This is a genomic window from Sphingobium sp. Ant17, from assembly GCF_000588875.1.
In the GTDB taxonomy this organism is placed as follows: Bacteria; Pseudomonadota; Alphaproteobacteria; order Sphingomonadales; family Sphingomonadaceae; genus Sphingobium.
The window spans coordinates 1-14,628 of the sequence record NZ_JEMV01000088.1 but is presented as its reverse complement, the minus strand read 5'-3'; the positions used below and the strand labels follow the sequence as shown (position 1 = coordinate 14,628).

The following is a 14,628-nucleotide window of genomic DNA, read 5'->3' as shown; positions in this document are numbered from 1 at the left end:
CCCGGCGGCGCTGGCCAGCGCGGCCGACGGCGTGATGATGGCGCTGCGCGCTATCACGACGGACGTATCCTGGCCGCTGAACGGCGCACTGCTGCTGGGCGAGCGGGCGCGATTGCTGGGCCTGACACGGGGGGGACGGATGTCGGCCAACCGGTCCTGCCGGTTGATGCGGGTCAGTGATGGCGAGGTCGCGCTCAACCTGGCGCGGGAGGCGGACCGCGACCTGCTGCCGATCCTGCTCGCTGACCATGAGGCCGACCTGTCGGACTGGGCCGCGATAGAGCGGGCAGCGGCGGGGTGTGACAGTGCGACGCTGTTGGCGCGCGGGGTCGAGATGAGCATGGCCATCGCTGCCGTGGTGCCGCCCAGCCCCCCAGCCTGGCTCTTCCCGATCCTGCGATCCGCCCGCACCGCGCCCGATCGCCCGCCCTTGGTTGTCGATCTGTCCTCGCTCTGGGCCGGTCCCTTGTGCGGATCGCTGCTGGCGATGGCGGGCGCGCAGGTGGTCAAGGTGGAGAGTCGCACCCGGCTTGATGGTGCGCGGTTCGGACATGGCGAATTTTACGACCTGCTCAATGCGGGCAAGGCGAGCGTTACGCTCGACTTCCAAGACAAAGCGGACCGGCGCGCACTGGCTGCGCTGGTTGAACAGGCGGACATCGTGATCGAAGCCTCGCGCCCCCGTGCGCTGCGCCAATTGGGGATCGATCGCGACGCCGAAGTGGCGCGCGGCGCGATCTGGATCGGCCTTACCGCGCATGACGACCCGGACCGGATCGGCTTTGGCGACGATGCGGCGGTGGCGGGTGGCCTGGCGACGATCATGGCCGAAGGATGGGGCGAGGCACTGTTCGCGGGTGATGCCATCGCTGATCCGCTGACCGGGCTGCATGCCGCGCTCGCCGCGCTGGTGGCATGGCGACAGGGGCAGGCCGGGTTGATCGCGCTGTCGTTGGCGGGCACCACGGCCTTTGCCTGCCACGCGGGCCTTGCCCTCCCTGCCCTACTGCGCGACTGGCAAGCGCAGGCGCTAGCCGACGATGCGCCGCTTTATCCGCTGCGCGCGCCTGTCGGCGCGGCAGCGCTGCCGGGCGCAGACAATGACCGGGTGCTGGCGTCATGCTGATCCGCGATGCGGAAATGGACGGCCAGCGCTACGATGTCCGCCTGACCGATGGCGTGATAGCGGCGATGGCCTCTGCCCTGCCGCCGCTGGCCGACGAGCCGATCCTCAATGCGCGTGGCGGCGCGCTGCTGCCGGGGCTGCATGATCATCATATCCATCTGAACGCCACGGCGGCTAGCCTGATGTCCGTGCGTTGCGGCCCGCCGGATGTGCGAGATGCGGCAGGCCTAATCGCTGCCCTGCATCACGCACCCGGCGACGACTGGCTGCGCGGTGTGGGCTACCATGTCAGCGTGGCGGGGGAAATCGACCGGCAGTGGCTCGACCGCAACGGCCCTGCCCGCCCCGTCCGCATTCAGCATCGCAGTGGGCGGATGTGGATCTTCAACAGCCTGGCGCTGCGCGAACTGGGCGACGGCGCGCCTGCCGATGGTCGACTGATCGATGGCGATACCTGGCTGCGCGGCCGCCTGCCCGTGGCCCCGCTCGACCTGCGGCCGGTCGGCGATCGGCTCGCTGCGTTGGGTGTGACGGGGTTGACCGAGGTTACGCCGCGCAACGACCGGGCGGATTATCTGCGCTATGCGCAGGCGGGCCTGCCGCAACATCTGCTGGTGATGGGTGGCCCGACGCTCGACGATGCGCCGCCGGTCGGCATGGCCAGCCGGGGCGCGGTAAAGCTCCATTATCACGACCATGACCTGCCGCCGCTCGACCATCTCGTTGCGGAGGTTGCGCGCGCGCACGCAGCAAACCGCCCCGTCGCGTCGCATTGCGTGACCCAGGCCGAACTGGTCGTCACCCTCGCCGCGATCGAGGAAGCGGGCGCGATGGTCGGCGACCGGATCGAACATGCCGCGATCGTGACGCCCGACAATGCCGACTGGATGGCGCGGCTGGGGCTGGTCGCAGTGTCGCAACCCCATTTCATCGCCGAGCGGGGCGATGCCTATCGCCGCGACGTGGCCGCCGAGGATCGCGGCTGGCTCTATCGTCTGCGCGGGCTGCGGGCGGCGGGCGTGGGGCTGGCGGCGGGCAGCGACGCGCCCTTTGGCGGATTGAACCCTTGGGTGTCGATGGCCGCCGCCGTGCAGCGCCCCAACGACCTTGGCCCCGACGAGGTGCTGACGCCCGAAGAGGCGTTGGCGCTCTATACGGGTCAGCCCCACGCCCCTGCCGTGCCGCGCAAGATCGCTGTGGGGGAACGCGCCGACCTGTGCCTGATCGATCGCAACTGGGCCGCTGCCCGCGTCGATCTGGCCGCCGTGACCGTGCGCGCGACATGGGTGGCAGGCCGCCTTGTCTATGGCACGATCGCGTCCACCAATCCCCATTCGAGCGCCAGCGATGCCGAGATGCGCCGCATCGACAGCGCCATATAGGCCGTCTTCTGCCGCCCGATCCGGCGCGGCAGGCTGACCGTTCCCCCGGCCCCCGGCAGCAATCCATATTTGAGTTCGGGCAATTGGAACCAACTATCCGCCCGCGCCTCGACCCGTCCGGCAAAGGCGGCCATCTCCACCCCTGCCCCCACCACCGCGCCATGGACATGGGCCGTCACGCGCGGTGAAAGCTGTGCCAATAATGTAGCGGGCAGGCGCAGCGTGCGCACCCAATGGGCTTCGGCCACGTCATGGCTGAGGCCGAATTCCGCCACATCGCCGCCGACCGAAAAGCATCGCCCCGCACCCGACAGGTGGATGGTCGTGATCGCCGGATCGAGCAGAGCAACACGCAGAACTTCAAACAGGGCATCGCGCATCGCGACATTGACCGCGTTGAAGCTGGCCGGGCGGTTGAGCCGCAGCATTAGCCGACTGCCCTCCATCTCCACCATCACCGGTGGCTCCGCCTCGTCGGCGTGCGACGGTGCGGGCGCAGCGCCCGCCCGCCACGTCAGAAATTCGCCACCCCGCTGGATCGTCGCGAAGGCCAGGCTCTCGGCCGTCAGCGCGGCGGCCATCGGCAATTGTTCGCTCAAGCGCAATTGCTGCACCAGCAGCATCGCCGCAAAGGGCCGCGCCGCGACATTAGCGATGATCGCCGCCAATCCCGCCTCGTCCGCCAGCAAGACATCGCAAGCGCTAGCCAATGGCCCTGCACCGATGCCAATGACCGGGCAGGGCAGCCCCCGCAACCAGTCCGACAGCCCGGCATCGCTCCCCACCAGCGTGAAGGCGAGGCAGGGCCGCTCGCTGCGCGGGCCGAAATCCTCCGGCGCTGGGTGACTTGCCGCCAGCGTAGCCAGCGCATCTGCGCTCAGGATCATCGCTGCCTTAGTCCCCCCGCTGTCCATGGGCAGGACTATAGGGGGATCAGCCCGCGACGCCAGCCTGCCCGCTATCGCCGCGCCTCGACGAAAGATGTCTGCATTGGCTCCAGCGGGACAACCGGTGCGCCCAGTTCGCGGGCCAGCATCCGTTCCATCCATCCGCGATGCCGCACCATGAAGGCGGCAAAGCCATCGGGCTTCGCTGGATCGAACATAGGCACCGCCCAGTCCACCTCCGGCGGCGCATAGTCGGGCTGCATCACACCCTTCTCGTCCTGCGGCGGGTCGATATGGCGGCCGAGATAGCGGTTGCCCTGGAAACGGATATGCGTGGCGGGACCAAAGCCCGGCTCGATCAGATAATCCGGCCCGTTGCGGCCGACCTCATGGCCGTAGCGCACCGTGCCTGCCACGGCGAAAACATTGTTGCGGAAGCGGACGTCGCTGGCCCAGCCATCCCATTGGGTGGCGATCACCATCTGTATGTCCTGCTTCGGGCCGACATGGACGACATTTCCCTCGATCAGGACATCGGCGACCGTGCCCGCCAATTGGAAGGCACGGGTGCCGTCGTTGCGGCTGACATTGGAGCGTGCCACCGTACCGCGATTGCCCAGATTGTCCTGATCGGAACGCTTTGGCGAACAGACGAGCAGGAAGCCGCCTGCATTGTCATGGCTATAATTATAGGCGATCGTCGTGCGGCGCGAATTGAAATCGGAATCGAACCCTGCCCGTCATAGCGGGTGCGGGTAAAGGCAGCCTCGTTGAACTGAATGAGGCTATGGTCGGTGCTCCATTGCCAGATCGCGGCGGTGTAGCCCGGCGCGCGGCTGCCCGCATAGCGCACGATATTATGCTCGATCAGCGCGCCGTCCGTGCCGCGCGGGACGATGCCGTCGCCGCCGACATCCTCGACCAGATTGTCGCGGATCACCACCCCGGCACTGGGGAACCAGCGCGCCTTCGTCACCTGGTCGCTGATACCGGCAATGCCCGACCGGTCGACGCGCCACACAATGTTGCGCTCGATGCGGATATCCTCGAACCGGGTCGGTCGCTTCGGGCCGAGCGCGCTGAAGACGATGCCGCCATTATCCTTGCGGTCGTTGGTGCCGCGCACGTCATGGATATACATGTCGCTGATGCGGATGCCGCGCGTCACCCCGCTGTCCTGCGCCGACACCAGCACGCCAAAGCGCGACCCGGCGGGCGGGCCGTCATTGGTGACTTCCAGTCCGCTGATCCGCACATATTCGGCGTTCAGGATGGCGACCCCATGCGCGGCGACCCCGCCTGCATCGATGCGCGGGCGCTGGCCCATGCCGGTCGGCCCGACCGTGATCGGCGCATCCTTGCGGCCCGACCGGGTGATGACCAGCGGCTCTTTCCACACCGATCCTGCCGCCAGCAGGATATGATCGCCGGGTTGCAAGGACGGGGCCTTGATCCGTCCCAGCGACCGCCAGGGCGCAGTGGCAGACCCGGCATTGCTGTCCTGCCCCAGATTGGCGTCGATATAATAGGTCGTCGCCTGCGCAGCGGTTGCGCCCGTCGCGAGCAGCCACGCCGCCAGCATCAGCGCACCCGATCGGCGGCCGATCTTCAATTTTCCGTCCCGTAATAGCGGCATGCGTCCCCTGTCCCACAGCATTGATTCCCATTCTGGCAGACCCGGAATAGATCGATGCTGAACGACGGGCGACGCGCCCTTAGCCCATAGTCCCGCCGCTGCGTTCGCCCGCATCCTTGCCCGCCAGATAGCCGAACACCATGGCCGGGCCGAGCGTTCCACCGGCGCCGCCATATGTCATCCCCATGGGCGACGCCATCGCGTTCCCCGCGCAATAAAGCCCCTCGATAACCTGGCCGTCGACGTCGAGAACGCGCGAGCGCGTATCGGTCAACGGGCCGCCCTTGGTCCCCAGCGCGCCAGATTTCACCTCGATCGCATAATAGGGTCCATCGCCCAGCGGTCCCAGCGTCGCGCGCTTGTCCCCGCGCCAGCGCGGGTCGCCCCACCACAGGTCGTTATTCGCCTCGCCCCGTTGAAAATCGGGATCATTGGCCTGTTCTGCATGATGATTGAACCGGGCCACCGTCTTTTCGAGGCCTTCGGGATCAATGCCGACCCGTTCCGCCAACGCGCGCAGCGTCGGCGCGCCCGGCACCCATTGCGGCGGCGTCGCCCCCGCCTCGAAATTGTCGGTCAGCCCGCCGACGAGGAACGGATAATGGCCATAGAAGGCGGCGTTGAAGATGAACCAGCAGGGCAGGTTGGCATAGGTGAAGGCGCTGACATCCTGCTCATGGAAAGCCGCGCCGAACGCATTGTAATTGGATGCCTCATTGGTGAACCGCTTGCCCTTGCGATTGACCATCAGCCCGCCGGGCATGGTCCGTTCATAGGTGAAAAGCTGGCGTCCCATGCTGTTGAGGTCAGTCGGCACTTCGATCACCGGCATCCACCAGGCCTCGCGCATATTGCCCAGCATCGCGCCGACCCGCATCGCCATTTTCAGGCCATCGCCGCTATTGGTCGGCACCGACACCGGATGCGTCATCGGCCCACGGGTGAAGGCGCGCACCAGATCCTTGTTCCATTCAAAGCCGCCGGTCGCGATCACGACATTGGGCGCATGCGCCGTGCCGCCATCCTCGAACCGCACCCCCGCCACGGCCGCGCCGTCCATGATCAATTCCATCGCGCGCTTGCCGGTTTGGGGTTCAATGCCCCGGTCGAGGCAGGCTTTCATCAACCGCCCGACCAATGCCGCCCCCATGCCGCGCGCATCGACTGCGCGCCGTTGTGCCTTTACCTCCGGACTCGCGGGCTGAGGCACGGGCTGGCCTAGCGTCGTTTCACCGACGGTCATGGTGTAGTCCGGATAATAAGGCGACGCCTCCATCCGGTCGGACCAGTCGCCCAGCTCCTGATAGGGGAAAGGCGGACATTCCAGCGTCCGCCCGCCGGTGCGCTTGGCGCCGGGAAATTCGGAATGATAATCGGGGAAATCGGGAATGCTGTAGAAATGGACCGGCGTGCGGGCCTCCAGAAAGCGGATCATGTCCGCGCCTGTATCCACGAAGGTTTCGGCCATCGCCGGGTCGATCATGCCATGCGAGAGGGCACTCAAATAGATCAGCGCCTCTTCCCGGCTGTCGGTCCGGCCCTTGGCCATATGGGGATGATTGGGTATCCATATTTGCCCACCGGACCAGGCCGATGTGCCGCCGATCTTGTCTGATTTCTCGAACACAGCGACCCGCGCGCCATATTCATGGGCCGTCACGGCCGCCGTCAGCGCCGCCGCGCCCGACCCCAGCACGATCACGTCGATGTCGCTCATCGCCCTTCCCTCCCCTGTCTTTTGTCCCGCCATTCTCGTCTTCCAACGGCGCGGGGCAACTAGCGATAGTGGCAAGGGTGGCGCGCGGGCCTTGGCCCAAATGCGCGACGGCGGGGATGCCCATCATAGGATGGACAACGCCCGCCGTGAGGATGGTCGGCCGCCGGATCGGGCGGCCGCCGGGCCGGAGACATTCAGCGCTGTGCGAGCTGAACCGTCGACTTGTGGCTGATGGTGAGGCCGGCCTGCGCCCATTCTTCCTTCGATTGGCAGGTGGTGACGGGGATCAGCGATCCGGTCACGACTTCCTTGAAGCAATAGCGCTCGGTCTTCTGGTCGTAGCGGACCTTGGCCTGGCCATAGGTGCCGGTGGGCTGGGCGAAAGCGGGGGTGGCAGCGGCCGAAACGGCGATGGTGGCGGCGGCAATGGCGGCGACAAAAGCGATGGTCTTCATGATGTTTCTCTTTCCCTGAACAATGTGTGGCGATCCGTTGTGGATCATGCCGACAGCATTGCAGGGAGCGTGCCAATTCCAAAAAGCGCCGAAAAATAGGGGCTTTCGCCGCACTAACACGGAATTTATTGTAGGATTTTCACCGCATATTGGTGAAATATCCGATAGGTTTGGATATTTTTCATCTCCGGTTCACATTAAGCGCCCCAGCATCTCAAACCCGACCCGTCACGGGGATCAGCGCGCCCGTAATCGCGTCCGCAGCGGGCGACAGAAGGAAAGCCGCCACCCCGGCCAGTTGCGTCGGCGTTACCCAGTTTCCAAAGTCCGCGTCGGGCATGTCGGCGCGATTGGCCGGGGTGTCGAGGATGCTGGGCAGGATCGCATTGACTCGCACCCCCTGCGCTTTCACCTCTTCCGCCAGCGCTTCGGTCAGCCGGGCGACGCCGGACTTGGACGCGGCATAGGCCCCCATCCCTGCCGCCGCCTTCGTGGCCGCCGCCGCGCCGATATTGACGATCGCCCCGCCGCTCGCAGTAAGCAGCGGCAGCAAGGCGCGGCTGGCGATCAGCGCCGTGCGGACATTCATGGCATAGAGCCTGTCCCAGGTCGCGACGCTGCCGTCCGCCACCGTTTCCCAGGCAAAGCCGCCCGCGATATTCACCAGTCCGTCGAGCTGGCCCAACTCGTCCGAAATCCGCGCGGCTGCCCCGGCCATCGCCGCTTCATCGGTCAGGTCGATCCCACCCAGCGCCAGCGCAACGCTGTCCGCAGCGACCTCGCCCAGATCGATGCCCACGACCGTCCAACCGGCAGCCCCCAATATCTCGACCGTTTTGCGCCCCAATGCGCCCGCCGCGCCGGTTACCGCCACTATGCCTGTCATCGCCCTGCCCTCTCCCTGGTCCACGCCTTAAAGGCCCGCCATGCACATATATTTCATCTCGACATAATCTTCGATGCCATGGCGCGAGCCTTCGCGGCCCATGCCAGATTGCTTGATGCCGCCGAAGGGCGCCACTTCGGTCGAGATCAGCCCGGTATTGATGCCGACCATGCCGACCTCCAGAGCCTCCCCGACCCGCCAGGCACGGGCTAGGTGGCGGGTATAGAAATAGCCCGCCAGCCCCACCTCGGTATCATTGGCGAGTGTGACCGCTTCTTCCTCCGTATCGAACAGGAACAGCGCCGCGAGCGGGCCGAAGGTTTCATCCTGTGCCAGCAGCATGTCGGGCGTGCAGTCAGCAACGACAGTGGGTTCGTAGAAGCTGTGCCCCAGTGCGTGTCGATGCCCTCCGGTGACGATCCGGCCGCCCTTGGCTAGAGCGTCGGCGACATGCTCCTCGACCTTCTGGACCGCCTTGTCGTCGATCAGCGGTCCTTGGGCGACGCCCTCCTGCGTGCCCGGCCCCACTTTCAGCTGTTTGACGGCGGCCGCCAGCTTCTGTTCGAACGCAGGCGCGACCTCGCGCTGCACCAGGATGCGGTTGACGCATACGCAGGTCTGGCCGCTGTTGCGATATTTGGACGCCATCGCCCCTTCGACCGCCGCATCCAGGTCAGCATCGGCAAAGACGATGAAGGGCGCATTGCCCCCCAGCTCCATCGACAGCTTCTTCATCGTCGGCGCGCATTGCGCCATCAGCGTCTTGCCGACCTCGGTCGATCCGGTGAAGCTCAATTTGCGGACCAGCGGGCTGGCCGTCAGTTCGCCGCCGATCACCCGCGAGGATCCGGTGACGACGTTGAATACGCCGGCGGGCACCCCGGCCCGCTCCGCCAGCACCGCCAGCGCCAGCGCGGTCAACGGTGTCTGGGTCGCGGGCTTCAGCACCATCGTACAGCCCGCCGCCAGGGCCGGTGCCGCCTTGCGCGTGATCATGGCCGCCGGGAAATTCCAGGGCGTGATCGCGGCGACGACGCCGACCGGTTGCTTGACGACAACGATGCGGCTGTCCGCCCGGTGGCTGGGGATGACTTCGCCATAGAGGCGCTTGGCCTCTTCGGCGAACCATTCGATGAAACTCGCGGCATAGCCGATCTCGCCCTTGGCCTCGGCCAGCGCCTTGCCCTGCTCGCGCGTCAGGATCATCGCCAGATCATCCTGATGCGTGATCAGCAGGTCGAACCAGCGCCGCAGGATGCGCGACCGCTCAGCCGCCGTCTTCGTCCGCCAGGCCGGGAGCGCCGCGTCCGCCGCCGCGATCGCCGCCTGCGTTTCCGCAACGCCCAGATCGGGAATGGACGCGATCGTCTCGCCCGTCGCCGGATCGGTTACCGCAATGCTGGGCGAACCGGTCCATGCGCCGTCGATCAGACATTGCTGGCGCAGCAGATCGCGGTCGGAAAGGGCAATGGTCATGAAGGCACCTCTAAATAGCGTATCCGCCATCAACGCAGCGGGGCAGCAACAGGATGCACAGATGATCGGCACCCATCCCAGCGTCAACGCGCCGGATGACCGCCTGCCGAAGGATCGACACGGCGATCCTATTTATGACTTCCTATATCTGTTTTATCGTTTATTTATGAGACATAATATATTGTATATATACGCTTTAGATGAAATTACAATTTGCGTAGAGATCGAACCTCACTGCTAGTATCGGATCATAGCCATGGCGTCTCCCGATCATGATATGCTTCTCGCTTATGCCCAGGCGCAGGCAGCAATCGAGCGGATCGAAGAACGGCGACGGCTCAGTCCGGTGCGCCATCCTTGGCGAACACGATGCCTGATCGTCGAGCGGCAGGCCTTGGCCCGCATCGACGGGCAGGCGCTGGACGACCTGGATATCGAGGTAGGCGCAAGGGGAGCGGTCTCCACCTCGCCTTTCGATCTAAGCGCCGCGCGCGATAGCATCGGCACTGCCATCAGTCTGGGGGCACTGGTGCAGGATGGACCTGCGCTGTTGCGCTGGCTCGGACAAGACCCCCATCCGCCAACTGGCGGGCGCACCATCGGGGACCAGCTGATGGCGATCGAACGATGGCAACGAGACGCCCGCGCTCTGCCCCCCTCCCCGCCCCTACTTCACGGTGCTGATCTGGCCCGCCTCTGGCGCCACCACGCCCCCCTGGGCCGGAGCGACTTGGTGGCGAGCCTGTTGATCGGCGATCGTTGGGGTCCAGGGCGATGGGATGGCTCGGCCGGAGGGATGACGGCGATGGGCCTTGAACGCAGCCACGCCCCTTGGCTACTGGCGGAGGGGGATGAATTGTCGCTGCTTTGGTTGAAGGCAATCGCGGCGGGCGCGCGGGTCCAGCTTGATCTAGAGATGCGGTTGCGTGGCTATGCGAAGCGCGCGATGGGCCATGTTGCCGGACGGCGGCGTCCGGGGAAATTGAAGGATGTGCTGCTGCTCGCCATGGCACGGCCGCGCCTGACCAGTCGGCAGGTGACCGCCGCGTTGGGCCTGACATCGGCAGGCGCGATCAAGCTGTTGACGATTGCGTCCGACCTTGGATTGCTGATCGAGCAATCGGGCCAAGCGAGCTATCGCAGCTACGCGATACCTGTGTCTCTATCTTACAGCCCCCTCCCCTCCCCCACCCAGCCCCAAGATTGGCATGAGGATGAATTTTGGTCGTCCGATGGGAAAAATGAGACCTCGCCAGAGCCTCTCTGAGAGCCAGCAAGGCGGCGTCAGGTGCCAATCTGTGCCGAAGAGTCTGTAGCGCCTCAGAAGGCCTATACGGGCAATTTTGGCTAATTCTCTTTTTGTTCTGCTGAGTCGGTGCGCAAATTTCGTGAGGGATGGCCGGGTGCGTCCCCCGATGCCCGAAGGCGTGATTCTGAAAACACGTCTGCTGCATCGTACATCGCGAACCAGCGATGGGGCGGGCCGGATAGACCAAGGCCCATATGGCTTAACTAGTTTTGACCGATCGTCATCTCGCTATGCGACGTGTTTTCAGAATCACCGCGATAAAGCGCTTGCGACCCGAAAGGTTTGAAAGCCGATCTGCCTAAGTCACGCAATTGCGCGGTCTTTGACGTGGCTGCTGAACGATACGCGCAAATGCTAACGGACCGGCCATCGATTTCATGAAATTTCGAAAACACGTCGAAGGCCGATAGGGGAGGGCGATAGCCGTCCTTCTTCCATCAAAGCCGATATTTATTCCGGCGATGATGCTCCTTCACGAAGCCATAGAAGCGCTTGGAATAGTTGCGTGGCAGTTCGGCGGGATTTTCACCGAGAAAGGCGTCGAAACGCCGCATCAGTTCGTCATAGTCCCAACCCGGAAAATCGGCCCGAATGGCCGCGTATATGTCTGGATCGAGTGCCTTGCTGGCGCTGGAGCTGCGGGCAGGGGAGGGGGCTCGCGCGCCACCTGTCGGCGCGCTGGCGCGAGCAGGGCGGTCGGCAACCCGCATGCCTTCCGACACGCGAGAGATCAGCCCAAGCGCCAGGCCGGCATCGACCATATCATCCTTCGCGCTGGCCACACGCGCAGGCGCTTTGCGTTTGCGGCTAGGCTGTTCGGCAAGGTGGCGACGCATGACCATCTTCATCTTTGGTCGTGCGCTCTCGCCGTCGATCACCTCCAAACTGATATCGGGCAGGTCGTTGCCCTTGGCCAGTTCCAGCAGCTTGCGCTTGAACACGGGATAGCTGCTCTCGCTACCGCTCTTCTGGTGGAGGGTTTCAAAGCCGATGGTGAAACCTTCGGCCCCATTGCCGCCCGCATGTTTGCGCGACGCGCGATAGAGCCATTTGCCAAGGCCGCTCGTAATTTCGAAATAGAGCGGGGAGATGGACAGGATATTGCGCTTGTCCATCACGCCATCGAAAAACCATTTCGACAGGGTGATCTCCATGCCAAGCGACCGTTGCGTCCGCTCGTCCACCAAATGGGTGTAGCTATCGATCCAGGAGAAGGTCGTCTCGCGACTCTTGGCGCTGGCACGAATATTGGTCTTGATCGTAGTGGCCTGCAGCCGATCGAGCGCGCTCACTAGCCGCTCATAGGCACGCCCGCTGGTGCCCCAGCATATGCGTTTGAGCAGATCGCCGGGCTGGATGCGAATGACCGGCGACAGTTCATTCTGCCCCCGCTCGCGCAATTCGTTAAGGTGTGAGGCGAGATAGATCATGATGTCGGCGTCCCAGATCGTCGCCATGCCATAGGTGGGATTGGCGGAGACATGGACGGTTACCGACTTGTCGGGACTGATATATTCGATGGGCTTAACCCGCCTGCGCTTCGACAAGCTGAAGAAGGGCCGCTGCATCGTTTCCTGATAATCGCGCAGCGAAATATCGCTGAAGTCAGGCAGGGTGAAGAACATTTCGAACTGGACCTTGCGCTCTTTCAGCGCCGTCTTGAGTTCGCCCTCCTGTTCCACCACGATGATCCCATTTGCCTTCCCCCCAGGGGGAAAATCAATATAACAATATGAAATATAACGATAATATGGCTATTCTTAGCTTTTCACACCCACACCTAGCGCCGCTTGGCCGTACAGATCTTCGCCCGTTCGATGATGGGACGCAGCGCCGCCAATATCTCGTCCACCGACAAGTCGGATGGCGACAGGGACAGCGTCAATATCTTCTGCTGATCCTTTTCCACCTGACCGATCGCAGCACCAACGGGGCTTTCGATCGCGGCTTTCTGGACACGGCCCTTGGCAACCATGGCCTTGAGCAAGCGCGCCATGACCTCCGGCCCGGCAATCGGCTGCTCATCCCCGGACCGGCGAAAACTCTGTTCGGACGCGATCTGCTCGGCCGCCGCCTCCAGCTTCGCACGCGAAGCTGGATCGCGCAGCAGAGGCAGCAACTTCTCGGCATATTTCGCCTGGAGATCCATCGGCGAATGAAAGGCGCTGACAAGGGCAGGGGGGATTTCGGTCAGCGCGATATACCGCGATAGCTGCGACTTCGAAATCTTGAGCCGCTCGGCCATGCGCAATTGCACGCCGCCATAGAAATTATCGACCGCCGCCTTATAGTTCATGCCGCGCTCAAGGTCGGAAATATCCTCGCGCTCACGGTTCTCGATGTCCGCCAACCGGAACGCGGCCTCATCGTCCAGATCCTCGATAATCGCGATCAGTTCGATGTCGGGATAATGATTGGCGTTGAGCCAGGCGATCGCCCAGTGCCGCCGCGTTCCCGTGACCAGCTCATAAGGCAGTTCCGCATTGGGCGTGCGGCGGACCACCGCGGGCACGCGATTGCTGCCTTCGGCCAGGATCGAATCGATCAGGCTGCGCAGCCGATGCTCATCCAGCATCGAATAGTCGCGCGCATTGCCCGGCCAGACCGAACATTCGGATGGCTTCAACCGGATCGTCGGCCGCTTGACGATCCGCGCCGCTTCGCCAAAGGCTTCCAGCCGCTTGTTGGTGAAATTGGTGCGCGGGGCGGCCGGACTTGGTTCGGCCGTGGCCGGGGGAGGTGCCGGATCGTTAAGCGCCGATGCCAGCGCTTCGCTGATGAGGGAACGACGGCTCATGCCGCCACGCCCACACTGGAGTCAGCGGTCAGGCTGGTCGATGGCCATTGCTGGCGAATTTGCTGTTCGACTTCGGCAAAGACCGCATCCAGATTATCACGGCAGCGCGTATAGGTCTGGTGCGACGCGGAGGGCTTGGATTCATAGATGGACCGAAACGCCTGGGTCGCATTCTTGATTTCCTCGGACGCGAGGATGGGTTGTCCCAGCAGCAATCCCGCATAGGTCGCCTGCATGATCCGCCACATGTCGTTCTCGCCAGGCTTGCTCGGCGAGAAGGCGGAACAGACGACGCGGATGAAACCATAATCGACCGGCGTGCCATTTTCTTCGAGAATCTCGATATTGTCCGCGATCGTATCCATGAAATGGATGGTCGACAGATAATCGAGCTGCCGCGCAGGCACCGGGATCAGCAGGCCAGTGGCGGCCGCCATCACGTTGAGACCAAGGAAACCCATAGCTGGCGGCGGATCGAGCAGAATGACGTCAAAATCCTTCGTCACGCTGGCAATGCCGATGCGCAGCGCCTGCAACCCCTCGCGCACCGCCTGCCCGCCCTCGCGCAGGGTCGCGGTCAGATCCCATTCGGCATCCTGCAAGCCCAGGCTCGATGGTACGATCTTGATCGTCGGCCAGGGGGTGTCGCGGATGGTCTGCGAAAACTCGCTAAAGGTGCTGCGCGGCGACAGGAACGCGCCCAAAGTCTGTTCGTCGTCGATCAGTGTTTCGGGCTGAATGTCGAACATGGTCGTGGTTGACGCCTGCGGATCGCAATCGATCACCAGCACGCGATAGCCATGCAAGGCGAGATAATCGGCCAGATGCTTGGTGATCGTGCTTTTGCCGACCCCGCCTTTGAAATTCTGCACCGCCAGCACGACGCATCCTCATCGGGTTGCTTGCCGACATGGATGCCCAATGCCTCGCGGATATGGGTCAGGTCTTCGAGCGTAT

The 14,628-nt window shown here is 64.0% G+C and carries 14 protein-coding genes; 4 read left to right on the top strand and 10 right to left on the bottom strand.

Annotation, left to right across the window (positions count from 1 at the left end; all coding sequences use genetic code 11):
- Both BF95_RS22610 and BF95_RS22605 read left to right on the top strand, forming a co-directional pair.
- A partial coding sequence (locus BF95_RS22610; RefSeq protein ID WP_043154685.1) for a CoA transferase occupies window positions 1-1,126 on the top strand: 1,126 nt, incomplete at its 5' end.
- Window positions 1,120-2,508, top strand: coding sequence for an amidohydrolase family protein (locus tag BF95_RS22605; RefSeq protein ID WP_043154683.1), 1,389 nt, complete (start codon window positions 1,120-1,122; stop codon window positions 2,506-2,508). The genes BF95_RS22610 and BF95_RS22605, both read left to right, overlap by 7 nt.
- Here the strand turns inward: BF95_RS22605 and BF95_RS22600 are convergent.
- The 7 genes from BF95_RS22600 to BF95_RS22575 all read right to left on the bottom strand — a co-directional run bounded on the left by BF95_RS22600 (window position 2,430) and on the right by BF95_RS22575 (window position 9,565).
- Window positions 2,430-3,395, bottom strand: coding sequence for an enoyl-CoA hydratase/isomerase family protein (locus tag BF95_RS22600; protein ID WP_235209951.1), 966 nt, complete (start codon window positions 3,393-3,395; stop codon window positions 2,430-2,432). The genes BF95_RS22605 and BF95_RS22600 overlap by 79 nt on opposite strands.
- 71 nt (window positions 3,396-3,466) lie before the next feature.
- Window positions 3,467-3,997, bottom strand: a complete 531-nt coding sequence (locus tag BF95_RS29840) for a hypothetical protein (RefSeq protein ID WP_235209950.1) — start codon at window positions 3,995-3,997, stop codon at window positions 3,467-3,469.
- Complete coding sequence (locus BF95_RS22595; RefSeq protein WP_235209949.1) at window positions 3,922-5,031, bottom strand: right-handed parallel beta-helix repeat-containing protein; 1,110 nt, start codon at window positions 5,029-5,031, stop codon at window positions 3,922-3,924. Before BF95_RS22595 ends, BF95_RS29840 begins: the two co-directional genes overlap by 76 nt.
- Before the next feature lie 79 nt (window positions 5,032-5,110).
- On the bottom strand, window positions 5,111-6,748 hold the full coding sequence (locus BF95_RS22590) for an FAD-dependent oxidoreductase (RefSeq protein WP_043154679.1): 1,638 nt from the start codon (window positions 6,746-6,748) through the stop codon (window positions 5,111-5,113).
- Window positions 6,749-6,942: 194 nt separating this feature from the next.
- Complete coding sequence (locus BF95_RS22585; protein ID WP_043154677.1) at window positions 6,943-7,203, bottom strand: hypothetical protein; 261 nt, start codon at window positions 7,201-7,203, stop codon at window positions 6,943-6,945.
- Window positions 7,204-7,417: 214 nt separating this feature from the next.
- On the bottom strand, window positions 7,418-8,089 hold the full coding sequence (locus BF95_RS22580; RefSeq protein WP_043154675.1) for an SDR family NAD(P)-dependent oxidoreductase: 672 nt from the start codon (window positions 8,087-8,089) through the stop codon (window positions 7,418-7,420).
- 27 nt (window positions 8,090-8,116) lie between these two features.
- On the bottom strand, window positions 8,117-9,565 hold the full coding sequence (locus BF95_RS22575) for an NAD-dependent succinate-semialdehyde dehydrogenase (RefSeq protein ID WP_043154673.1): 1,449 nt from the start codon (window positions 9,563-9,565) through the stop codon (window positions 8,117-8,119).
- On the opposite strand from BF95_RS22575, the gene BF95_RS22570 reads away from it, so the two are divergent.
- Together BF95_RS22570 and BF95_RS22565 are read left to right on the top strand one after the other, a co-directional pair.
- Window positions 9,564-9,806: a hypothetical protein gene (locus BF95_RS22570; protein ID WP_152542895.1), complete on the top strand. Its 243-nt coding sequence runs from the start codon at window positions 9,564-9,566 to the stop codon at window positions 9,804-9,806. The two genes, BF95_RS22575 and BF95_RS22570, sit on opposite strands and share 2 nt — an antisense overlap.
- A 15-nt stretch (window positions 9,807-9,821) precedes the next feature.
- Window positions 9,822-10,832 carry a hypothetical protein gene (locus BF95_RS22565; RefSeq protein WP_043154668.1) on the top strand — a complete coding sequence of 337 codons (1,011 nt, stop codon included), beginning with the start codon at window positions 9,822-9,824 and terminating at the stop codon, window positions 10,830-10,832.
- A gap of 479 nt (window positions 10,833-11,311) precedes the next feature.
- Here the strand turns inward: BF95_RS22565 and BF95_RS22560 are convergent, their stop codons facing one another.
- The 3 genes from BF95_RS22560 to BF95_RS22550 form a co-directional block, all read right to left on the bottom strand.
- Window positions 11,312-12,499 (bottom strand): replication initiator protein A, encoded by a 1,188-nt coding sequence (locus BF95_RS22560; protein ID WP_443018415.1) that lies wholly within the window; start codon window positions 12,497-12,499, stop codon window positions 11,312-11,314.
- 155 nt (window positions 12,500-12,654) lie between these two features.
- Window positions 12,655-13,671, bottom strand: coding sequence for a ParB/RepB/Spo0J family partition protein (locus tag BF95_RS22555; protein ID WP_043154665.1), 1,017 nt, complete (start codon window positions 13,669-13,671; stop codon window positions 12,655-12,657).
- Entirely contained in the window at window positions 13,668-14,552 is an 885-nt protein-coding gene (locus BF95_RS22550; RefSeq protein ID WP_235209947.1) for an AAA family ATPase, read from the bottom strand. Before BF95_RS22550 ends, BF95_RS22555 begins: the two co-directional genes overlap by 4 nt.
- Window positions 14,553-14,628: the final 76 nt, after the last annotated feature.

Excerpts from the sequence above, each read along its gene's own strand:
- BF95_RS22580 (WP_043154675.1), bottom strand. The coding sequence starts at position 8,089 with ATGACAGGCATAGTGGCGGTAACCGGCGCGGCGGGCGCATTGGGGCGC.
- BF95_RS22560 (WP_443018415.1), bottom strand. The coding sequence starts at position 12,499 with ATGTTCTTCACCCTGCCTGACTTCAGCGATATTTCGCTGCGCGATTAT.
- BF95_RS22590 (WP_043154679.1), bottom strand. The coding sequence starts at position 6,748 with ATGAGCGACATCGACGTGATCGTGCTGGGGTCGGGCGCGGCGGCGCTG.
- BF95_RS22570 (WP_152542895.1), top strand. The coding sequence starts at position 9,564 with ATGAAGGCACCTCTAAATAGCGTATCCGCCATCAACGCAGCGGGGCAG.
- BF95_RS22605 (WP_043154683.1), top strand. The coding sequence starts at position 1,120 with ATGCTGATCCGCGATGCGGAAATGGACGGCCAGCGCTACGATGTCCGC.
- BF95_RS22555 (WP_043154665.1), bottom strand. The coding sequence starts at position 13,671 with ATGAGCCGTCGTTCCCTCATCAGCGAAGCGCTGGCATCGGCGCTTAAC.
- BF95_RS22565 (WP_043154668.1), top strand. The coding sequence starts at position 9,822 with ATGGCGTCTCCCGATCATGATATGCTTCTCGCTTATGCCCAGGCGCAG.
- BF95_RS22595 (WP_235209949.1), bottom strand. The coding sequence starts at position 5,031 with ATGCCGCTATTACGGGACGGAAAATTGAAGATCGGCCGCCGATCGGGT.
- BF95_RS22575 (WP_043154673.1), bottom strand. The coding sequence starts at position 9,565 with ATGACCATTGCCCTTTCCGACCGCGATCTGCTGCGCCAGCAATGTCTG.
- BF95_RS22600 (WP_235209951.1), bottom strand. The coding sequence starts at position 3,395 with ATGATCCTGAGCGCAGATGCGCTGGCTACGCTGGCGGCAAGTCACCCA.
- BF95_RS22585 (WP_043154677.1), bottom strand. The coding sequence starts at position 7,203 with ATGAAGACCATCGCTTTTGTCGCCGCCATTGCCGCCGCCACCATCGCC.